We start from the raw sequence: 18,279 nt of genomic DNA, 5'->3' as shown, positions 1-18,279 counted from the left end.
ACGTGCGACTGATAAACCTACTGTTTCGACCCGCGGTCAGGACCTTCGGGCCGGTTAGTTACCGAGTTGCTCACGGACCAGCGCCGCCAGACGGCGGTACTGCTCGCGGCCGGCGCCCTTCCGGAGGTAGGCGCCGCCGCGGTCGGCGGCGGCGTTCGCGACCTGCTCGTCGCGGCGCTGCGTGAAGACGACGAACGGTGTATCCGTCCCGTCCCGGTCGACCAGCGCCAGCCCGTCGACGTCGGGCATCTCGTAGTCGGTGACGAGACAGTCGACGCGGCCCCGGCGCAGTCGCGCTAGCGCGTCCGCTGGCTCGGTGGTGTATGCGGTCCGAAACTCGCTGTCGACGTGTTCCAGCGACTCCGCGACGACCGACGCCAGCGCTCGGTTGTCGTCCACTACCAGTACGTGATACGGCGCTCCAGCGCCCGAACTCCCACCCGTCACATCGACACACCCCGTTCGTGCAGCAGTCGGGTCCCCCCGCGCATAAACCGCCGTTAGCGTGTTCACGCGCTGAAAACGCGTTCGGCGACGACCGACACACGCCCGACGAACACACGGTTTTTGTCCAGTCCGTCCCTCTCTCCCGATGTGCGTGAGTTCGGGTTCGAGCTGGCGTTGTGTGCCCACCTCGAAGGGGCTGACCGGCTGGTGAGCCGCCAGCTCGGCGGCCACGTCCACGGGCGTCGCATCCTCGACACCGTCGTCGTCGAAGGCGATATCCCGGCCCGGGCCGCCATCACGCCCGAGCGCATCCCGACGGCGGCCATCGAGGCCGACGTGGGGACGGGTCGGGCCCGCTACTGGAAAGACGCCTTCGACTGCCACCCAGACCGGGCCGAGCGGGCCCGGACACTCGCCGTCGAGCGGGGCTTCTTCGAGCGCGAGCGACGGGGCGGCCGGACGTACGTCCGCCAGACCGCCCGCTATCCCGACTGGGTCGACCGCATCACGGCCGTCGAGAACAAGCCCGACTTGGACCGGCCGGGGGACCTCGAAGCCCAGTTACGGACCGACGTGTCGCTGGCGCTGGTCGACGAGGTGGTGCTGGCGACGGCCGACTACGTCACCCGGGCCCACCTCAACCGCATCCCCGAGGGGGTCGGTGTCTGGCGGTTCGACCCCGACAGCGGCGAGCGCGAGGTGGTCCGCGAGCCGACCCGACTCCCGGTCGACGGGCCCGGCATCGAACGCATCGAGGGCCACCCCGGCCGGACCGACGTCCGGCCGGTGACGGCGAGCGAGACGGCCAGCGCCCGGACGCGACTGGCCGAGCGGGCCTACGCCAAGGGGTGGCGGACGTTCGACTACCCGGCGTGTGCGCGGTGTTCGCCCGACGACGACGGGCTTCCACAGTGTGCGTGGAAGGGCCGGCCCGTCCGGGCGAGCGAGGAGTGTGGCACGGACTGTGGGGGCTACGAGGCGGACGAGCCGCCGGGGGTCGACACCGACGAACTGCGAGCGGCCCGCTCGCCCTGGGACCCCGACCCGGACGGCTTCCGCCGTCGCCAGTCGGGGCTGGACCGCTTTCGCTGACTACGTCGACTCGTCGTCGCGCTCGGCATCGAGCCCTTCGGTGCCGCCGTCGCCGGCTTTCACCGGCGTGTAGTTCTCGAAGTTGTCGGCGGTCACCTCGGGCGCCTCCGTGGCGACGGCGTCGGCGTGGCCGGTCCGGGCCCGGTAGTTGGCCGCGGCGGCGATAGCGACGCCGGCGGCGAGGCCGACGACCAGTACCCAGTCGATGTAGCCGACGGCGAGCCACAGCGCACCGATTGCGAGCAGGGCGCTCGCGAGCGCCGCACCGCCGGCCTCCGCGATTCCACGCCGTTCCATTGCCCCCGTCTTCACACGCATCGTACAAAGGTGCCCGGGCCGCCTCAGTTCGTGAGAGTGACCGTCACAGCGAGAACCGCTCGCCGTCGACGGCGATGTCGTCGGCGAAGGCCCGCTCGGCCGGGACATAGTGGGCCGTGTGGACGATACGATGGTCGTCGGGGTCGATGTCCGCGGCGAAGTCCCGGGCGCCCGAGAGGGTCATGTGCTTGGTACCGAAGGTCCGCGGGACGCCCTCGTCGTCGTGGTGGGCCCCGCCTTTCGGGTGGAACTCGCAGGCCTCGGCGTGGACGAGCCCCTCGACGAGCGCGAGGTCGGCGCCCGAGAGCAGGTCGCGCGAGCGCTCGGGTACCTCGTAGCAGGTGTCGCCCGAGATAGCGAGCACGGCGCCGCTCTGTGGCTCCTCGATGCACAGCCCGTAGCACAGCAGCGGCGGATGGGTCACAGGGACGAGCGTCACCTCGAAGCCCGCCACCTCGAAGGGCTCGCAGGGCGTCCGGGGGCAGACCGAGACGGTGTCGAGGTAGTCGTAGCGGCTTCTGATACCTTCGGCGACGCTCTCGCCGGTGACGGGGTCGGTCTCGTCGGCCGCGTACACCGGCAGGTCGTCGAACAGCCGGTAGGCGTTGCCCAGCCCGTCGAGGTGGTCGAAGTGGACGTGTGTGACGATGGCCGCGTCGGGCAAGGCGACGCCCGCTCGCAGGAACTGGTGGCGAAAGTCGGGGCTGACGTCGACCAGCAGCGTCTCGCCGGTGGCGTCGTTCTCCAGATACACCGAGAAGCGCGACCGCTCGACGCCGTCGGCCGCGTCCACGCCGCGTTCGGCCAGGCGCTCGCGCAGTTCCGCGTCCGGGTCGCGAGCGCGCTCGCAGGTGTCACAGTCACAGCCGACGGTCGGCGTGCCCGTCGTGTCGCCGGTCCCCAGCAGCGTGACCTCCATCGGGTGACACTCACGGGGCGACGCCCCTAAGTGTCGCGTTTCGCTTCGCTCGGCGCTTCTTTCGAGGCCGTCGTCGGGCGCCGTGTGCCCGACTGCGCTGACTACCTACGGTCGGCCTCGCTACTCCCCGGTCGCCAGGTCGGCCGGCTCGACGCCCTGCCTGCGGGCCGCCGTCGCGAGGATGTCACGAGCGCGCGTCTCGCCCAGGTCCGCCGCGAGACAGTCGATAAAGCCCGCGAGCAGGGCCGGTCTGATTCGGAGGTCGACGAACTCCACCCGGCCACCGGCGACGACCACGTCTACGTCCCACTCGCCGGCGTCGGGGTCGGTCATCCGGACGTCTATCCAGCCGTCGGTCGGGTCGTCGGGTTCCGTGAACACGTCGTCTGTCATGGTTCTACATCGACGGGCGTCGATATAACAGTAGATTGAGCCGAGCGCGCACGCGACACGCGACGAGCCCGGGGATATTTCTCGGTACTCGTCGTGTGACCGGTATGACGTTCGTCGTTCCGTTCGACGGCACCGCACACGCCGAGACCGCGCTCGTCCGGGCCCACGAACTCGGTGCAGCGCTCGACGAGTCGGTCCTCGTCATCACTGTCATCCCGGACCGGAACGCCGCATACGCGCGCGAGCAGGGATGGCTCGACGCCGGCGAGGCGTTCGACATCCGGACAATCGTCTCGACGCTCCGCGAGCAGGTGGCGTCGGTCGCACCCGACGCCGGTTTCGAATGGGAGCGGTGCAGTCGGAGCGTAAGCGGGAACCGCATCGCGAAACCCATCCGGAAATTCGCTAAGCGCAACGACGCCGACATGGTGTTCATCGGCTCTGACAACGCCGGTCGGCTGCTGACGACGGCCTCGAGCGTCGGCGGTCGCATCGCCACCGACGGCGCCTACGACGTGGTGCTCGTCAGAAGTAACTAGGCCGCTCGCACTGCCGGCCGTCTCAGTCGTCGTGGTCGTGTGCGTGGTCGTGGCCGCCGTCGGAGGCCGCCCCGTCGCCCTCGGTGAAGTCCCCGCCGGCGACGAGCGCGTCGTGGTCGCCGTCTATCATGTCCATGTTCTTGAGGTTGTCACGCTCCTCGAAGTCCTTGATAGCGTCTTCGAGGTCCTGCTGGGTGAGCGTGGTGCGCTCCTCGGTCAGGGCCTCGAGCACCGCCTCGCGCAGGACGAGTCGGAGGTCGCTGCCGGTCAGGCCCTCCGTCAGTTCGGCCAGCGCCTGCGGGTCGAACTCCGTGATGTCCATCTGCCGGGTGACGATGCGGAGGATGTCCGCGCGCATGTCCCGGTCGGGCTTGGGGAAGTTGACGATTTCGTCGAAGCGCCGCCACGCCGCGGCGTCTAGCTGGTCGGGGTGGTTCGTCGCGCCGATGAGCAGGACCTCGTCCTGAATCAGCGAAATCTCGTCGATGCTCTTCAGCAGGGTGTTGACCGCGCGCTTGATGGCGGCGTGTTCGTCCGACGAGCGGGTCTTCGCGACGAAGTCGAACTCGTCCATGAAGAGAATACACGGCGACAGTCGCTTGGCGACCTCGAAGACCTTCTCGACGTTCTTGGCCGTCTCGCCGAGATACTGGCTCGTAATCATCGACAGTTTCACCTCGACGAAGGGGAGGTCGAGGTCGTGGGCCAGCGCCCGCGCGACGCTCGTCTTCCCGGTGCCCGGCGGGCCGACAAAGAGGAGCTTCCCGATTTCGCGCAGTCCGATGCGGGCCAGGTAGTCGCGGTGTTCGATGGCCTTGACTATCTTCTGTATCTCGCCTTCCTGGTCGGGCGTCAAGACGAGGTCGTTGAGCGTCATCTCGACCTCGGAGGGCGCCCGCACGTCCACGAGGTCGAGCATCTCCTCGTCGTCCTCGTCGTCGCTGTCGAAGGCCTCCTCTAGGCGGGCGTCGATGAACGCGCGGTCGGCCCGGGCCGGGCGGTTGCCCTGTCGGGCGGCGTCGTAGTCGACGTCGAACTCGTCGCCGTACTCGGCCGCGAGCACCGGGTTCGCCTCGATGATGCCCGCGTCGGCACGCTCCAGGAACCACTCCTCGGCCAGGCTCTGGTCGGTAAAGGAGATAGTCCCGGAGAAGTCGTCGCGGTCGGTGAACATCAGCCCGGAGACAGCGTTCCACGGCCGCTCGACGCCGGTCGCCTCCCGCGCCGTCGTCGTGGTCGCCGACAGCGGGCGCTCGATGTCCCCCTCGCTCCAGAACACCGTCCGGTAGGCCGGCGGCAGGTCGTCGGCGTCGAGGTCCCGTCGCTCGCTGTAGATAGTCGTCGTCAGCAGGAACTCCACGACGTCCAGTTCCGGATTGCTCATTCCCACGCAGGTTACCTCGGGACGGGCATAAGTGCCTCGAAGCTAACCGAACGCTCTCGCGCGACGGGAATCGCCGAACGACTTATTCGCCGCTGCCACGAACTTACAGCCGTATGACAGTTGAGGAGATACAGCTGACGGAGATGGACGACGAGTCCATTCGGGCCTTCCTGACGAACCGGAAGATGGGGGTGCTTGGCCTCCCGACCGACGATATCCCCTACCTGCTTCCGATGTCGTTCGGGTACGACGACGAGTCGACGCTGTATTTCACGTTCGTCGGCGGCCCCGACAGCCGCAAGCGCGGGCTCATCGAGGGGACCGACCGCGCCCGGTTCCTCGCCTACGCCGCCGAGAGCCCCTTTAGCTGGGAGAGCGTCCTCCTGTCGGGCACCGTCGAGGCCGTCCCGGACGAGGAGTGGGAGGACATCCTGCCGGTGGTGGAGGCGGCCTGGCGCCCGGACGTCATCGAGGCGGCGATGGAGACCGAGGACGTGACCGTCTACCGATTCGCCGTCGACGCGTGGACGGGGTACAAACACACCGGGCTCCCGCCGGGATTCGACGTGGACGAGCCAACCTGAGAGTCGACAACGCCTCGTCCGTGGCCGTGAGTTTGTGAGGGTTTAACACGACAGCGGTCGTTGACGCGGCCATGCCAACACCGGTTATCGTCGGCGCCGTCCGGACGCCCCAGGGCAAAGAAGACGGGGCGCTTTCGGGCGTCCGCAGCGAGGACCTCTCGATTCCGCTCGTGAACGAACTGCTCTCCCGGACGGGTATCGACCCCGACGCGGTCGACGACCTGCTGTGGGGCTGTGCCCAGCAACGGGGCGAACAGGGCAACAACGTCGCCCGCGTCATCTCGCTGCTGTCGGACCTGGGCGAGGGCGTCCCCGCCTCGACGGTCAACCGCTGGTGTGCCTCCTCGGCGGAGGCGCTGATGCGGGCCGCCGACGCCGTCGCCGCGGGCCAGCGCGACGTGCTCGTCGCCGGCGGCGTCGAGTCCATGTCGCGGGTCCCGATGGGCGAGAACACCCACAACGTCCACCCACGGCTCGCACAGGAGTACAACATCGGCGAGCTACAGATGGGGATGACCGCCGAGAAGGTCGCCGAGGAGTACGACATCGACAGGGAGACACAGGACGAGTACGCGCTCCGGAGCCACGAACGGGCCGCCGACGCGACCGATTCGGGCCGGTTCGACGACGAACTCGTCCCCATCGAGACCGACGAGGGCACCGTCACCGAGGACGAGGGTATCCGCCGAGACACCTCCCTGGAGACGCTCGCGGGGCTCCCGACGGTGTTCAAATCGGACGGCACCGTCACCCCCGGCAACGCCTCGCAGGTCTCGGACGGCGCGGCGGGACTCGTGGTCACCAGCCGCGAGTTCGCCGACCGGAACGGCCTGGACGTGCTGGCCGAAATCGGCGCCCACGAGGTCGCCGGCGTCGACCCGACGGTGATGGGCATCGGCCCGGTGCCGGCGGTCCGGGCGCTCGCCGAGCGGACCGGCCGCGAGACCGACGCCTACGACCTCGTCGAACTCAACGAGGCCTTCGCCGCCCAGACGGTGTACTGCCGGCGCGAACTCGGCTTCGACGCCGACGCCTTCAACGTCAACGGCGGCGCCATCGCCATCGGGCACCCGCTGGGCGCGTCGGGCGCTCGGCTGCCCGTGACGCTGGTCCACGAGATGAACCGGCGGGACGCGGACCTGGGACTCGCGACCGAGTGTGTCGGCTTCGGCCAGGGCGCCGCTATCGAGTTCCACCGGGAGTGAGAAAGGAGCTAGCCGGCACGGGTCGCTTCGAGGGGCCGCCCCACAGTCGGACCCTCCCTACTCCTCTGCGACCAGTTCCATCCCGTCTCGCACGGACTCGCGCCGGCCCAGCAGCGTCACCATGTCGCCCTCCTGGAGGACGTAGTCGGCGGTCGGCACCTCGGCGTCGGTGTGGCCGTTGCCGCTGACCAGCGCGATGAGACAGGCCTCGGGCAGCATCGGCCCCACCTCGCGGACCGGCTTGCCGATGAGGGCCGGGTTTTTCACCTCGACCTCCTGGACGTCTCCGACACGGCCCACGTCGGTCATCCAGTGGGCGATGGCGGGGCGTTCTATCTGGTTGTCGATGGCCCACGCCGTCGCCATCGCCGAGGAGATGGTCCGCACCCCGAGGTCCTCGAAGGCCTCGACGTTGTCCGGGTTGTTCGCGCGGGCGATGATTCGCTCGACGTCGAACTTCGAACTCGCGAGCTGTGAGACCAGCAGGTTCGCGTCGTCGTCGCCGGTGGCCGCGACCACCGTCTTGGCGTTCTCCGCCCCGGCCGAGCGGAGCACGTCAGTGTCCGTTCCGTCCCCGATTTCGACGGTGAACCCGTCGTTGCGGGCGCGTTCGACTATCGATTCGTTCTCCTCGATGATGACGACGTTCTCGCCTCTGTCTTCGAGGCGCGTGGCGAGCGACCGGCCCACCTTTCCGCCGCCGACGATGATGACTCGCATTGGTATCACATCCAGTTTCTCCGCAATCGTCCGCGCCAGCCCGCCCTCCAGCATGGCGGTGGCGAAGATGACCAGGAAGACGGTGCCTAGCAGGATATCGGCCTGGCTGGAGAGGGCGCCGGCCTCGGCGGTGAGCCGCGCCGCCTCGGCGCCGCTCAGCTCCGCCGCCTCCTCGCGGAGGACGGTGGCCTCGTTTTGCAACTCGACGGCAAACAGCGTCGCGACCGACGCGGGGATGATACCGCGGGGCCCGACGAAGCTGATGAAGAGCTTCTCCGGGCGCGTGAACCGGTCGCCGACCGTCGAGACGAACACCAGCAGCGGGCGGATGACCAGCGCCACGGCGAGGACGACGACGAGGCCCGCGACTCCCACGTCGATGAGCGACTGGAGGCTGAGCTGGGCCGCAAGCGCGATGAAGACGAACGAGAGGACAAGCAGCGTGATGTCGCCCTTGAACGACTCGATGTCGGCCTCGTAGGGGTGGTCGGAGTTGCCAAGCGCCATCCCGGCGGTCGCCACCGCGGCGACGCCCGCCTCCGTCGCCAGCGAGTTGGCCGCGGCGTAGGCGACGAGCGCGCCGGCCAGCGTCAGCAGGCGGGCGTTACGCGGCGCGTCCCCCGGCGAGAGGTCGACGAACCGCAGCGCGTAGTAGAGAGCGCCGGCGACCACGAGGCCGACGAGCAGTCCGATACCCAGTCGCTCGGCAAAGGCCACCAGGAGCCCGTCGCTCTCGGCGGCGGGGTTGAGGGTCTCGAAGACGACGACGGCGATGATAGCCGCCGTGACGTCGTTGACGATACCCTCGGTCTCCAGCGCCGTCGCCACGCGGTCCCGCACCGGGACCACCTTCAGGATGGGCGTGATGACCGTCGGTCCGGTCGCGACCAGCAGGGCGCCGATGAGGAAGGCGAGCTTCCAGGTGACCGCCGGCGAATCGAAGGCGAAGTAGACGGCCGTGGCGGTGCCGACCAGCGCGATGGCCGCGCCCAGCGTCACCAACCGGAAGGTGGCGGCCGGGGCCTCGCGAATCCGCTCGAACCGGAGGTGATAGGCCCCTTCGAAGACGATGATGGCGACGGCCAGCCCGACGATGCCGGGCAGCGCGTTGCCGAAGGTGCCCCGGCCGACGATACCCAGCCCCGGTTGACCGATGATGACCCCCACCAGCAGGTAGAAGATGATACTCGGGACCTGCAGGCGGGCGGCGAGCACCTGTGCGAGCACGCCCAGTCCGATGATGCCGGCCACCAGCGGAATCAGGAGTCCAGAGCTACCAGCCACTGTCCATCTATCCCGGACAACGGTATCGGCCCTTATAAACGCACTTACTTGCTCCGGGCGAAAACCGCGCGACAGGGAGTCTGTGGCGTCCCTGTCGGTTTCTCTCGCGAACGCGTGGCAGAAATTGCCAGCGTCCCATACTGCCGGCTGTGAGTTCGGAAAGACGTTCGCCACCGCGAACTCCTTCAGTTCGTCACAGCCGGCAGTATCAGTCGGCCCGGTCGAGCATCACGAGCACGCCTCGGACGTTCAGTGCGACCTCCTCGCGGGCCTTGTGCTCGCCCCAGACGTCGGGGGTCTCGACCGTCTCGGCGAAGTGCTGGACGACGGCGTCGTCGTCGTCGAGTTCGGCCCGTTTCTCGCGGACGGCGGTGACCCAGTCGTCGAGTTTCTCGGCGTACTCGTCGAGCCGGTCGTCAGCGGGCTCGGTACCGAAGTGGCCGTACAGCAGCGTCTCGGGGTCCAGTTCGCGGATGGTCTCGACATCGTCGAGCGCCTGGTCGAGGTCGAAGTTCACCGGCGGGCTGGTGACGTTGACCGCGTCTGTCGACGGGGTGAAGATGCCTGCCGCGTCGGCCGTGAACACCCCGTCGATGGCGGGGTCGTGAAAGACCACCTGATGGGGAGCGTGGCCCGGGGCGTGGTGGGCCCTGAGGGTGTGGTCCCCCAGGTCGATTTCGTCACCGTCTGTGAGTTCGACGATTCGGTCTTCCGGGACCGGTTTCGGCTCGGCGTAGTACTGCACCTGGTCGCCGACGGCCTGCTTTGTCCCCTCCCAGAGCCGCGTCGGGTCGACCAGGTGGGACGCGCCGATTTCGTGGACGTAGACGGTCGCCGACGGGCACTCCTCGACCAGATAGCCCGCGCCCCCGGCGTGGTCGAGGTGGACGTGCGTGATGGCGATCGCCTCGAGGTCCTCGGGAGCGACGCCGACCTCGGCCATCACGTCGAGAACCCGCTCGTAGTTGGCACCGATGCCCGTATCGACGAGCGCCGGCCGCTCGGCGTCGACGACGTACACCGAGCCGTATTCGGCCACGTCGTACATCCCCGTATCGACGTAGTGGACGTCCTCGCACTCCGCGGCCTCGTACACGTCGCCAATTGCCATACTCGAAGGTGGCCGTCGGCGTGGAAAACGGTTGTGCTAGGAGGAGACAGAACTGCTGACACTGAGAGCGCGATGGTATCCGTGTACAGTCAGAAAGCCCCGGCAGACTTTCTGGCTGTCGAGAGACTCGTCACCAGTGACTGGAGCGGGGGCTTTCTGGCTGTGTTGGTTGCAGTCGAAACAGTCGACAGTTCAGACAGCGATAGCTGTGAGGACCGACACGCATAATTCCCGCCCGCGAGAACCGCCGACCATGTTATCGAGACAGTTCGTCCGGGAGCATCCCGAGACGGTCCGGGATGCCATCGAGCGCAAGGGCGTCACGGACGTCGACCTCGACGAGATTCTGGCTATCGACGAGGAGTGGCGGGAGCTGAAGGCGAAAGGCGACGGGCTGCGACAGGAGCGAAACGAGGTGTCCTCGAAGATTGGGAAACTCAAGCAGGAGGGCGACGAGGAGGCCGCACAGGAGGCCATCGAACGGTCCAGCGAACTCAAGGAGGAGCTACAGGACGTCGAGGACCGGGCCGACGAACTCGAGTCCCGGCTCGAGGCCGCGCTGCTTGAGATTCCGAACGTCCCTCACGAGTCGGTGCCGACGGGCGAGGACGAGAGCGACAACGTCGAACGCTACCGCGAGGGCTTTTCGGACCTGCGCGAACTGCCCGACGACGTCGTCCCCCACTACGACCTCGGCGAGGAACTGGACATCCTCGACTTCGAGCGGGGCGCGAAGGTCAGCGGCGGCGGCTTCCAGTTCGTCAAGGGCGACGGCGCGCGCCTGGAGCACGCGCTGGTGCAGTTCATGCTCGACGTCCACCGCGAGCAGGGCTACGAGGATATCCTGCCGCCCATCCCGGTCAACTCCGCGTCGATGGAGGGGACCGGTCAGCTCCCGAAGTTCGACGAGGACGCCTATCGGGTGGGCAAGCGCCAGGACGACGACATCGACGAGGACGATTTGTGGTTGCTGCCGACGGCGGAGGTGCCGGTGACGAACATGTACCGCGACGAGATTCTGCTGGACGACGACCTCCCCGTGAAACACCAGGCGTTCTCGCCGAACTTCCGCCGGGAGGCGGGCGAACACGGCACGGAGACGCGGGGGTACGTCCGGGTGCACCAGTTCCACAAGGTGGAACTCGTCAACTTCGTCAGGCCCGAGGAGAGCTACGACCGGCTCGAATCGCTGCTCGAGGAGGCCGCGGCCGTGCTGGACGAACTCGAACTCCCGTACCGGGTGCTGCACATGTGTACCGGCGACATGGGCTTTACCCAGGCCAAGAAGTACGACATCGAGGTGTGGGCGCCGGGCGACGACATGGACGAGGGCCCCGACGTGGGCGGGCGGTGGCTCGAAGTCTCCTCGGTGTCGAACTTCGAGGACTTCCAGGCCCGGCGAGCAGGCCTGCGCTACCGGCCCGAACGGCACGAGTCGGCCGACTACCTCCACACGCTCAACGGCTCCGGGCTGGCCGTCCCCCGGGTTATGGTCGCCATTCTGGAGTACTACCAGAACGAGGACGGGTCCGTCACCGTCCCCGAAGCACTGCGGCCGTACATGGGCGGCCAGGAGGTCATCGAGGGGTCGGCGCCCATCGGCGAGAGCGCCGTCGGGGCCGGCGAGCGCGAGTAGGCCCGGACGCGAGCGAACTCGCCCGCGAGTAGCTAGTCCTTGCCGGTCGCGCTATCGACGGCCGCCTGACACAGATAGCGGACCTGTGGGAGCGTCGCCGGCGGGAGCGAATCGGGCTCGACCCAGCGCGCCTCGAAGACGCCCTCGCCGTGGTTGGGCACCGGCTCCGAGAGCAGCGAACACTCGAAGACCGTGTACATCGACACCGTCGCCTCGTGGCTGTCGTGGGCGTACCAGAACGTCGAGACGGGGTCGTCGACGCGCGAGCGACAGCCGAGTTCCTCGACCAGTTCCCGGCGCAGCCCCTCTACGGGGTTCTCGTGAGCGCAGACGCCACCACCGGGGAGCGTCCAGAACGGCGTGCCGTCGCTGTGGCGCTCCCTGACCAGCAGTACCGCGTGGCCGCTGGTCACGAGCGCTTTCGCACCCGAGCGCGGCTCGAACCGTCCGGTAAGCAACTCACCCGTGGACTCCTGTCGCGACGCAGACCCGTTCACCATGGACTTAGTACTCCGGTCTGGGGGGCATAGCTACTCGGGCCCTAATCGGCCGTCTGACCGGTCGCCCGCGGGTAGCCGGCCGTGGTATGCTGTCGATACACATGATATACAGTACCTACCGTCGCGGACGCCCGGGTATATGTCTTCTCCCGCTTACCGGGTGTACGTCTCGACGCGGTCGATGCGCCCGGCGGCGAACTCGAAGACGTCGACGAAGCGGGCGATGGGGTCGCCGTCGGCGTCGAGCAGGCGTCCGCGCACCGCGACGGTTCCCTCGGATTCGAACACCGCGTCGACGGGGTGAGTGGTGTCGGTCTGGGGGCGTTCCTCGCGCATGAACCGGACGAACCGCGCCCGGCCGTCGAGCGTCCGGTCGGGCCGGTCGTGGACGAACCCCTCGGTCAGCAGGGCCCCGAGCAGGTCGTAGTCGCCCTCGTCGAGCGCGCGGTAGTACGCCCGCGCCTGGTCGGCCGGCGCCGTCGGCGGCTCACTCATCGAGACCGGACTCCCCGTCGGCCTCCTCGACCGGCGGTGCCGGCGGACCGGCGTCGATGGGGTCGGGGTCCGGCTCCGCGAGTTCGAACTGGAGGTCCGTCCCGTCCTCGTCGTCCGTCCCGTCGCGCTCGTCCGCTCCGTCGGTCCCGTCCGCGGCGGTGTCCGTCTCCGCGTCGGCCGATGCGGGCAGTTCCCCGCCGCTCGTCACGTCCGCCGCCTCCTCGCCGTCGGCCACTCCCTCGTCGGTGGCAGCCGTGGCCGTCCCGGACGCGTCCGCTTCGGTCGGACCGTCTCCCGAACCGACAGCGGTCTCGTCGGCGGCGCCCCCCTCGTCAGTAGCGGTCTCGTCGACAGCGCCAGCCCCGTCGTCACTACTATCGTCGGCCGATTCGGACGCATCCGTCGACGGGGGGTCGACGATGGACGTCGACTCCTCGGGGACGTCGGCGTCCGCCGGTTCGCCCTCGCCGTCGGAGTCGCCCATCGGCGGCGCCTCGACGATAGCGGTCGACTCCTCGGTCACCTCCTCCACGGAGGGCTCCGACTCCGGGTTGTTGGCGGCGAGTTCGGCCTGAATCTCGGCCAGTTCCGCGTCGTCGAAGTCCGCGTCGGCGGCACCGCCGTCGCCGTCGCTCGCCGTGGCGGGGCCAGCCTCGCCGTCGTTCGCGGCGCCGTCCTCGCCGGAGTCGGCCGGCCCCGGGGCCGGGTCGGACGCGGTCGCCCCCTCGTCCGTGACCTCCGCGTCGATGTCGACGTCCAGCGCGGCGTCTCCCACGTCGGGGTCCGTCGGGAGGATGCTGTAGTCCTCCGTCTCCGCCTTCTCCAGGTCCGCCACGTCGGGCGGCCACGGGTCGTCGGGGTCCGGCGGTTCGATGTACTCCCGGACCGTCGACAGCGGCACCTCGGCGTCGTCGCGCAGCTTCTGCCCCTTGGCACCGCTACCACTGGAGTAGGCGCTGGCCGCCCGAGTCAGCCAGTCGGCGGCCTGCCACAGCGCGGTGGCCTTCTCGTTGGCCCCCTCGTAGATGGGCGCCAGCGCCTCGTCGTCGACGAACCGCAGGGCGGTGTCGAACCGGTCGGCGGCCTCTTCGAACTCCTCGCAGGCCTGCTGGAAGTCGTGCTGGGCCATCACCCACTCCGTGTTCTCGAAGGCCTCCATCGCGGAGGTGAACGCGCGACGGCCCTCGGTGTAGTGGGCGTGACCGACCCGGTAGCGGGCGAAGGCAGTGTCGTCGCCCCCGGTCTCGGCCAGCGCGTCTTTGAGTTCGTCGACCCGGGGTAGCTCGCTCATGTCGTCGGTACTCCAGGCGTAGGTGACGGTGCCGTCGTGGTCGACGACGGCGACGGCCCGCTCTATGAGGCGCTGGCCGATGTCGTCGACGAGGCCGATGTCGTAGCGCTCGGCGACTTCGCCGTCCGTATCGGCCAGCAGCGGGACCTTGAGGTCGTAGGACTCGGCGAAGGCACGGTGGCTGTACACCGAGTCCGGGCTGATGCCGAGGATGGTCACGTCCTTCTGCATCGTAAAGAGGTCGAGTTCGTCCAGGTCACAGGACTCCTCGTCGCAGGCGGGGTTGAAATCGGCCGGGTAGAACGCGAGGATGACGACGTCGTCGCCGAGATACTCGTCGAGCGCGACGCGGCGCCGCTCACCGTCGACTAGCGCCGGTAGCTCGAACCCCGGAGCGGTCGCCCCCTCGGAAAGCACAGGCCGGTAATCGAACTGTCACTACTTAAACACTGGTGCGAAATCGAGGAACAAAACCCGGGACCACCGCTACGGCGCGGTCACAGCGTGTACCGAGCGCCTTTTGCCCACCGCCACGGTACGGTCGCTGTGGAACTGCACGTCCGGTACGAGGGCGACGACGACCCCAAGAAGTGTAGCGCCCGGAAGCTCGCCCGGTTCGACCTCGCCGAGCTCCACCGAGCGACCCGCTCGACGCCGCCGGGCATCGTCTGTAACCCCTTCGCGGAGCAGGCGCTCTCGCCGGCGGACGCCGTCGGGTCGGGCGCCCGCCACGACCGCCTGGTCGCGCTCGACTGCTCGTGGGAGACCGCCGAGCGCGAGGCGTTCGACCTCCAGGGTGTCCACCGCTCGCTCCCCTTCCTCGTCGCGGGCAACCCCGTCAACTACGGCACCCCGTTCCAGCTCAACACGGTCGAGGCCTTCGCCGGGGCGCTCTGTATCCTCGGCGAACGAGCCCACGCCGAGGACATCCTCGCGAAGTTCTCGTGGGGCCACACCTTCCTCGAACTCAACGAGGAACCCCTCGAACGGTACGCAGACTGTGCGGACTCGACGGAGGTCGTGGCGGTCCAGGACGACTACCTCGTCGAGGACTAGCGCGCCGTCGGTTCGAGCAACCCCGCGTCACAGTACGGACAGGCGTGTCTGGCGTGGGCTTCGAGTTCGTCCTCGATTGTCCTGTTGCAGGACGGACAGTACATACGTGGGAGTACCACGCCGGCGATAATGTAGCTACACCATCAGTTCTCAGGGCCGAAGCCGACGCCGATACCCGTGGGGTCGGCCGGCGGCGCGAGCGGGCTGGCCGGCAGCCCCACGCCCGCCTCCGGGTCGTTGTAGCCCCCCGGCGCCACGTCGTTTGGCGAGTCCGCGTAGCACAGCGACGCCAGCGCCTGGATGTGGTCCCGGCCGACGCCGAGTTCGAACTGGCCGCCGCCGTAGAGCCGGATGCCCTCGCGCTCGCAGTAGGCGACGGTGTCGAGGACGGACTCGACGGAGCCACAGCGCGAGGGTTTCATGTTGAGCCACGCGGGTTCGAAGGGCAGCGACTCGATGCTCTCGACGCCGGTGATGAGGGCGTCCCAGGTGACCCGCTGTTCGCGCCCGTCGAAGACGGGGCGGGTCTCACCGGTGAGCTTCGGGTCCTCCAGGAAGGCGTCCGGGACGGCGTCGGCGACCCGGCGGTAAAAGTCGGGGTCGGCCTCGACGTCGACCTCGGTCCCCTCGTAGAGCCCCTTCAGGTCCAGCACGCGCACGTCGTAGTCGGAGAGCGTTTCGAGGAGTTCGTCGTCCCACTCGGGCGTCGGGTCGAGTTTGAACGCGAGGTCGTCGTGAATCCGCAGGAGCTCGTCGAGCCGGTCTGTCGTCGGCGGGTCGTCGTCCTGTGGGTTCGACAGCCGCGTCGAGACCACGAAGTCGACGGGGTCGTAGGCCCTATCGAGCGCCGCTCCCAGCGAGGTGTCGGCCTGCTTGAGCGCCAAATCGAGCGCCGCGCTCTCGAACCCCCACCGGCGGTAGTGCCGAAAGCGCTCCTCGTCGGGCGGGTCGGGCCAGATGTCGGCGTCGCCGAGGGCGTCCGAAAAGGAGTCGACGGTGTACTCGCCGGCGAGGTCGACGGCGTGGTCGACCAGCGCGTGGTGGGCCGCGTTCGTGTAGGTCACGTCCTCACCGTGGCCCGTCTCGCCGTCGCCCGACAGCGCGATGGTGGTCGTCGCCCGGTCGAACCCGCTGGAGGTGGCGCGTTCGCGCAGTTCGAAGGTACAGTCCTCGACGGTGAGCGGGAGGTCCGCGACGCGGTCGTACATATCCGATAGAGGGGCGCCAGCGTCAAAAAGCCGACCGCAACCCGAAACTCAAAGCTTAAACGCCCAGACGGGCAACCGGCAGGCATGGCCAGTTTCGAGCAAGCGTCAGACCGAATCCTGAACAAGCAGATATGTATGCGGTGTAACGCCCGCAACCCGCAGCGCGCCGAGCGCTGCCGGAAATGTGGCTACGGCAAGCTCCGCCCGAAGGCGAAGGAAGCGCGGTCCGCATAACCCGCTCCGGCGGTTTTCTCACGCCACCTGCTGCGTGGCCAGTCTGTCCAGCCGCACCGTCGCGTGAGCGACGACCAGTTCCAGGAGCTTCCGGTCTTGCTCGTCGGTCGGCGCGTCGCCCGTGTCGACGGCGACCACGACGGTCGTGGTCTCGCCGTCCTCGGTGACGACGGCCGTGAGCACGTCGCTGACCCCCTCACCGAGGGCGACCGGCGGCGAGCGCTCGTGGGCGACCACGTCGCCGCGTGGCTCCTCGCGGACCGCTCTGGCGAGTTCGGCGACCGTCTGGGCGTCCGCGGTCCGGACCGTGTTCGAGAGCAGTTCCGCCTCGTCGTCCCGGACCCGCAGGACCGCAGTCTCCGAGATACCGGTCAGCGAGCTGATTGCCTCCGTGATGTATGCGGCGATGGCGTCGTCGCTGCCCGCCGTGGCGATGGCCCGGCCGTAGTTGTTCACGTCCGCGGCCTTCCGGCCGAACGCTTCGACGCGGTCCCGTTCGGCTTCGAGTTCGCGCCGTCGCTGTCGGCTCTGGGCGTCGTACAGCCCCACGAGGACGCCGGTGAGCGCGCCGACGGTGAGGACGTCGACGGTGAGGAAGGCGGCCCGGTCGAGTCCCCCCATGGTGACCTGCTGGCTAAAGAGCAGGAGGGCGGCCACGGCTGCGAACGCGACCGTCGCGCCGGCGCCCCAGACGACGACCCGCGTCGCCGTCGCCTCGAAGGCGTCGTCGCGGGCCAGCCAGTAGCCGGCGTACACGAGCGCCACCCCCATCGCGGCAAAGGGGAGGCCGTCGACCGCGATTGCGACCGGGATATCCGTCTGCTGTACGGCGTGTACGAGCTGGATGCCGGCCAGGACGAGTCCGGCGGCACCCAGACCCGCCCCGGCGAGTGTCCGCCGATGCATACTTCGACATCAGCGGCATCCCGTTAAGGCGTTACGCGCCGGCTGTCACTCTTGATACTTGGGCTCGCGCCGTTCGGCCCGCTCCAGGGCTTTCTCGACGATACCGCGGACGTCGCCGTGGAAGACGCCGCCGTGGCCCGAGTACATCCCCTCGACGCCGTCGGGCAGCCTGTCGAGCAGCCGGCGGATGCTCTCTATCTCGCGCTCGCGGGACTGGCCGGGGCGGTCGGTCCGGCCGAACGAGCCCCCCTCGAAGGCGCCGTCGTCGTGGACGACCACGTCGCCCGAGAACAGCGACCGGTCGGAGACCAGCGAGACGTGGTCGTCGGCGTGACCCGGCGTGTACACCACCTCGCAGGTCTCCGACCCGACCAACACCTCGTCGCCGTCAGCGATGGCGTGGTCCCGGCGCGGGTGGTCGCCGTAGGCGTACAGCTCCGCGTCGAAGGCGTCGAGGACGCGGTCCAGTTCCTGGACGTGGTCGCCGTGCTGGTGGGTCAGGACGACGGCGTCGACGGTGTCGGTGTGTTCCCGGACGGCGTCGACGACGCCCTCCCACCCGCCCGCGTCGACCAGCGTGGGTCGCTCGCCCAGCGCGAGGTAGGCGTTGCACGTGAACGTCTCTGCGTCGGCGGTGACGTTGTGGACCTCCATGTCTATGGCGTGTGGCGGGACCCGCTTGAGTGCCTAGGGCTCGTCGGGGGTCACGTGGCTGGTCGTGCCCTCGGCTGCTCGCTAGCAGTCTCCATCACTGCCCCTACTACGCATACCCAGAAAGCCCTCGGCTGCTCGCTAGCAGTCTCCATCACTGCCCCTACTACGCATACCCAGCAAGCCCTCGGCTGCTCGCTAGCAGTCTCCATCACTGCCCCTACTACGCATACCCAGCAAGCCCTCGGCTGCTCGCGGGCGCTGTGGCGGATACCTCGCTGCGCTCCGTAGTGCCGCCACAGCGCC

The 18,279-nt window shown here is 68.7% G+C and carries 20 protein-coding genes; 7 read left to right on the top strand and 13 right to left on the bottom strand.

All coding sequences use genetic code 11. The features are described 5' to 3' along the window. Window positions 1–54 precede the first annotated feature (54 nt). Window positions 55–399, bottom strand: coding sequence for a response regulator (locus NDI86_RS06825; RefSeq protein WP_310899668.1), 345 nt, complete (start codon window positions 397–399; stop codon window positions 55–57). A gap of 195 nt (window positions 400–594) precedes the next feature. Here NDI86_RS06825 and NDI86_RS06820 point away from each other — a divergent pair, with 195 nt between their 5' ends. Further along, a complete protein-coding gene (locus NDI86_RS06820) occupies window positions 595–1,539 on the top strand; it encodes a DUF5787 family protein (protein ID WP_310899667.1) in 945 nt (314 codons plus the stop codon). On the opposite strand, the gene NDI86_RS06815 is transcribed toward NDI86_RS06820, so the two are convergent. From NDI86_RS06815 to NDI86_RS06805, 3 genes are all read right to left on the bottom strand, one after another. After that, window positions 1,540–1,836: a hypothetical protein gene (locus NDI86_RS06815; protein ID WP_310899666.1), complete on the bottom strand. Its 297-nt coding sequence runs from the start codon at window positions 1,834–1,836 to the stop codon at window positions 1,540–1,542. It lies immediately after the preceding gene. A 64-nt stretch (window positions 1,837–1,900) separates the two neighbouring features. Continuing rightward, window positions 1,901–2,776 carry an MBL fold metallo-hydrolase gene (locus NDI86_RS06810; protein ID WP_310899665.1) on the bottom strand — a complete coding sequence of 292 codons (876 nt, stop codon included), beginning with the start codon at window positions 2,774–2,776 and terminating at the stop codon, window positions 1,901–1,903. Between the two features lie 120 nt (window positions 2,777–2,896). Next, window positions 2,897–3,169, bottom strand: coding sequence for a hypothetical protein (locus NDI86_RS06805; RefSeq protein ID WP_310899664.1), 273 nt, complete (start codon window positions 3,167–3,169; stop codon window positions 2,897–2,899). 104 nt (window positions 3,170–3,273) lie between these two features. Here NDI86_RS06805 and NDI86_RS06800 point away from each other — a divergent pair, with 104 nt between their 5' ends. Continuing rightward, complete coding sequence (locus NDI86_RS06800; protein ID WP_310899663.1) at window positions 3,274–3,708, top strand: universal stress protein; 435 nt, start codon at window positions 3,274–3,276, stop codon at window positions 3,706–3,708. Window positions 3,709–3,730: 22 nt separating this feature from the next. Here the strand turns inward: NDI86_RS06800 and NDI86_RS06795 are convergent, their stop codons facing one another. Beyond that, window positions 3,731–5,092 (bottom strand): ATP-binding protein, encoded by a 1,362-nt coding sequence (locus NDI86_RS06795; protein ID WP_310899662.1) that lies wholly within the window; start codon window positions 5,090–5,092, stop codon window positions 3,731–3,733. Window positions 5,093–5,205: 113 nt separating this feature from the next. On the opposite strand from NDI86_RS06795, the gene NDI86_RS06790 reads away from it, so the two are divergent. Continuing rightward, window positions 5,206–5,676: a pyridoxamine 5'-phosphate oxidase family protein gene (locus tag NDI86_RS06790; RefSeq protein ID WP_310899661.1), complete on the top strand. Its 471-nt coding sequence runs from the start codon at window positions 5,206–5,208 to the stop codon at window positions 5,674–5,676. Between the two features lie 71 nt (window positions 5,677–5,747). After that, a complete protein-coding gene (locus NDI86_RS06785; RefSeq protein ID WP_310899660.1) occupies window positions 5,748–6,881 on the top strand; it encodes a thiolase family protein in 1,134 nt (377 codons plus the stop codon). Between the two features lie 57 nt (window positions 6,882–6,938). Here the strand turns inward: NDI86_RS06785 and NDI86_RS06780 are convergent, their stop codons facing one another. Beyond that, window positions 6,939–8,885 carry a cation:proton antiporter domain-containing protein gene (locus NDI86_RS06780; protein ID WP_310899659.1) on the bottom strand — a complete coding sequence of 649 codons (1,947 nt, stop codon included), beginning with the start codon at window positions 8,883–8,885 and terminating at the stop codon, window positions 6,939–6,941. A 208-nt stretch (window positions 8,886–9,093) separates the two neighbouring features. Next, window positions 9,094–9,996, bottom strand: coding sequence for an MBL fold metallo-hydrolase (locus tag NDI86_RS06775; RefSeq protein ID WP_310899658.1), 903 nt, complete (start codon window positions 9,994–9,996; stop codon window positions 9,094–9,096). A gap of 253 nt (window positions 9,997–10,249) precedes the next feature. Here NDI86_RS06775 and serS point away from each other — a divergent pair, with 253 nt between their 5' ends. Further along, window positions 10,250–11,632 carry a serine--tRNA ligase gene (serS, locus tag NDI86_RS06770; protein WP_310899657.1) on the top strand — a complete coding sequence of 461 codons (1,383 nt, stop codon included), beginning with the start codon at window positions 10,250–10,252 and terminating at the stop codon, window positions 11,630–11,632. Between the two features lie 32 nt (window positions 11,633–11,664). On the opposite strand, the gene NDI86_RS06765 is transcribed toward serS, so the two are convergent. From NDI86_RS06765 to NDI86_RS06755, 3 genes are all read right to left on the bottom strand, one after another. Next, window positions 11,665–12,132 (bottom strand): NUDIX hydrolase, encoded by a 468-nt coding sequence (locus NDI86_RS06765; protein WP_310899656.1) that lies wholly within the window; start codon window positions 12,130–12,132, stop codon window positions 11,665–11,667. A gap of 153 nt (window positions 12,133–12,285) precedes the next feature. Beyond that, the gene (locus tag NDI86_RS06760; protein ID WP_310899655.1) at window positions 12,286–12,627 is read right to left on the bottom strand and encodes a nuclear transport factor 2 family protein; all 342 of its coding nucleotides are present in this window, start codon (window positions 12,625–12,627) and stop codon (window positions 12,286–12,288) included. Beyond that, window positions 12,620–14,335 (bottom strand): redoxin domain-containing protein, encoded by a 1,716-nt coding sequence (locus tag NDI86_RS06755; RefSeq protein WP_310899654.1) that lies wholly within the window; start codon window positions 14,333–14,335, stop codon window positions 12,620–12,622. The genes NDI86_RS06760 and NDI86_RS06755 overlap by 8 nt, the downstream gene beginning before the upstream one ends. A 129-nt stretch (window positions 14,336–14,464) precedes the next feature. Here NDI86_RS06755 and NDI86_RS06750 point away from each other — a divergent pair, with 129 nt between their 5' ends. Further along, window positions 14,465–14,974, top strand: coding sequence for a DUF367 family protein (locus NDI86_RS06750; RefSeq protein ID WP_310899653.1), 510 nt, complete (start codon window positions 14,465–14,467; stop codon window positions 14,972–14,974). Window positions 14,975–15,117: 143 nt separating this feature from the next. Here NDI86_RS06750 and NDI86_RS06745 read toward each other — a convergent pair whose 3' ends face one another. Then, window positions 15,118–16,182, bottom strand: coding sequence for an enolase-like domain-containing protein (locus NDI86_RS06745; RefSeq protein ID WP_310899652.1), 1,065 nt, complete (start codon window positions 16,180–16,182; stop codon window positions 15,118–15,120). An 84-nt stretch (window positions 16,183–16,266) separates the two neighbouring features. Between NDI86_RS06745 and NDI86_RS06740 the strand changes: the two genes are divergently transcribed. Further along, the gene (locus NDI86_RS06740; RefSeq protein ID WP_310899651.1) at window positions 16,267–16,416 is read left to right on the top strand and encodes a 50S ribosomal protein L40e; all 150 of its coding nucleotides are present in this window, start codon (window positions 16,267–16,269) and stop codon (window positions 16,414–16,416) included. An 18-nt stretch (window positions 16,417–16,434) separates the two neighbouring features. Here NDI86_RS06740 and NDI86_RS06735 read toward each other — a convergent pair whose 3' ends face one another. Together NDI86_RS06735 and NDI86_RS06730 are read right to left on the bottom strand one after the other, a co-directional pair. Continuing rightward, a complete protein-coding gene (locus tag NDI86_RS06735; RefSeq protein WP_310899650.1) occupies window positions 16,435–17,322 on the bottom strand; it encodes a hypothetical protein in 888 nt (295 codons plus the stop codon). Between the two features lie 45 nt (window positions 17,323–17,367). Next, a complete protein-coding gene (locus tag NDI86_RS06730) occupies window positions 17,368–17,976 on the bottom strand; it encodes an MBL fold metallo-hydrolase (protein ID WP_310899649.1) in 609 nt (202 codons plus the stop codon). Between the last annotated feature and the right edge of the window lie 303 nt (window positions 17,977–18,279).

The organism is Haloarcula onubensis (assembly GCF_031624605.1).
GTDB classification, from domain to species: Archaea; Halobacteriota; Halobacteria; order Halobacteriales; family Haloarculaceae; genus Haloarcula; species Haloarcula onubensis.
Note: the sequence above shows the minus strand (reverse complement) of the source record. Positions and strands in the feature narration are given on the sequence as shown.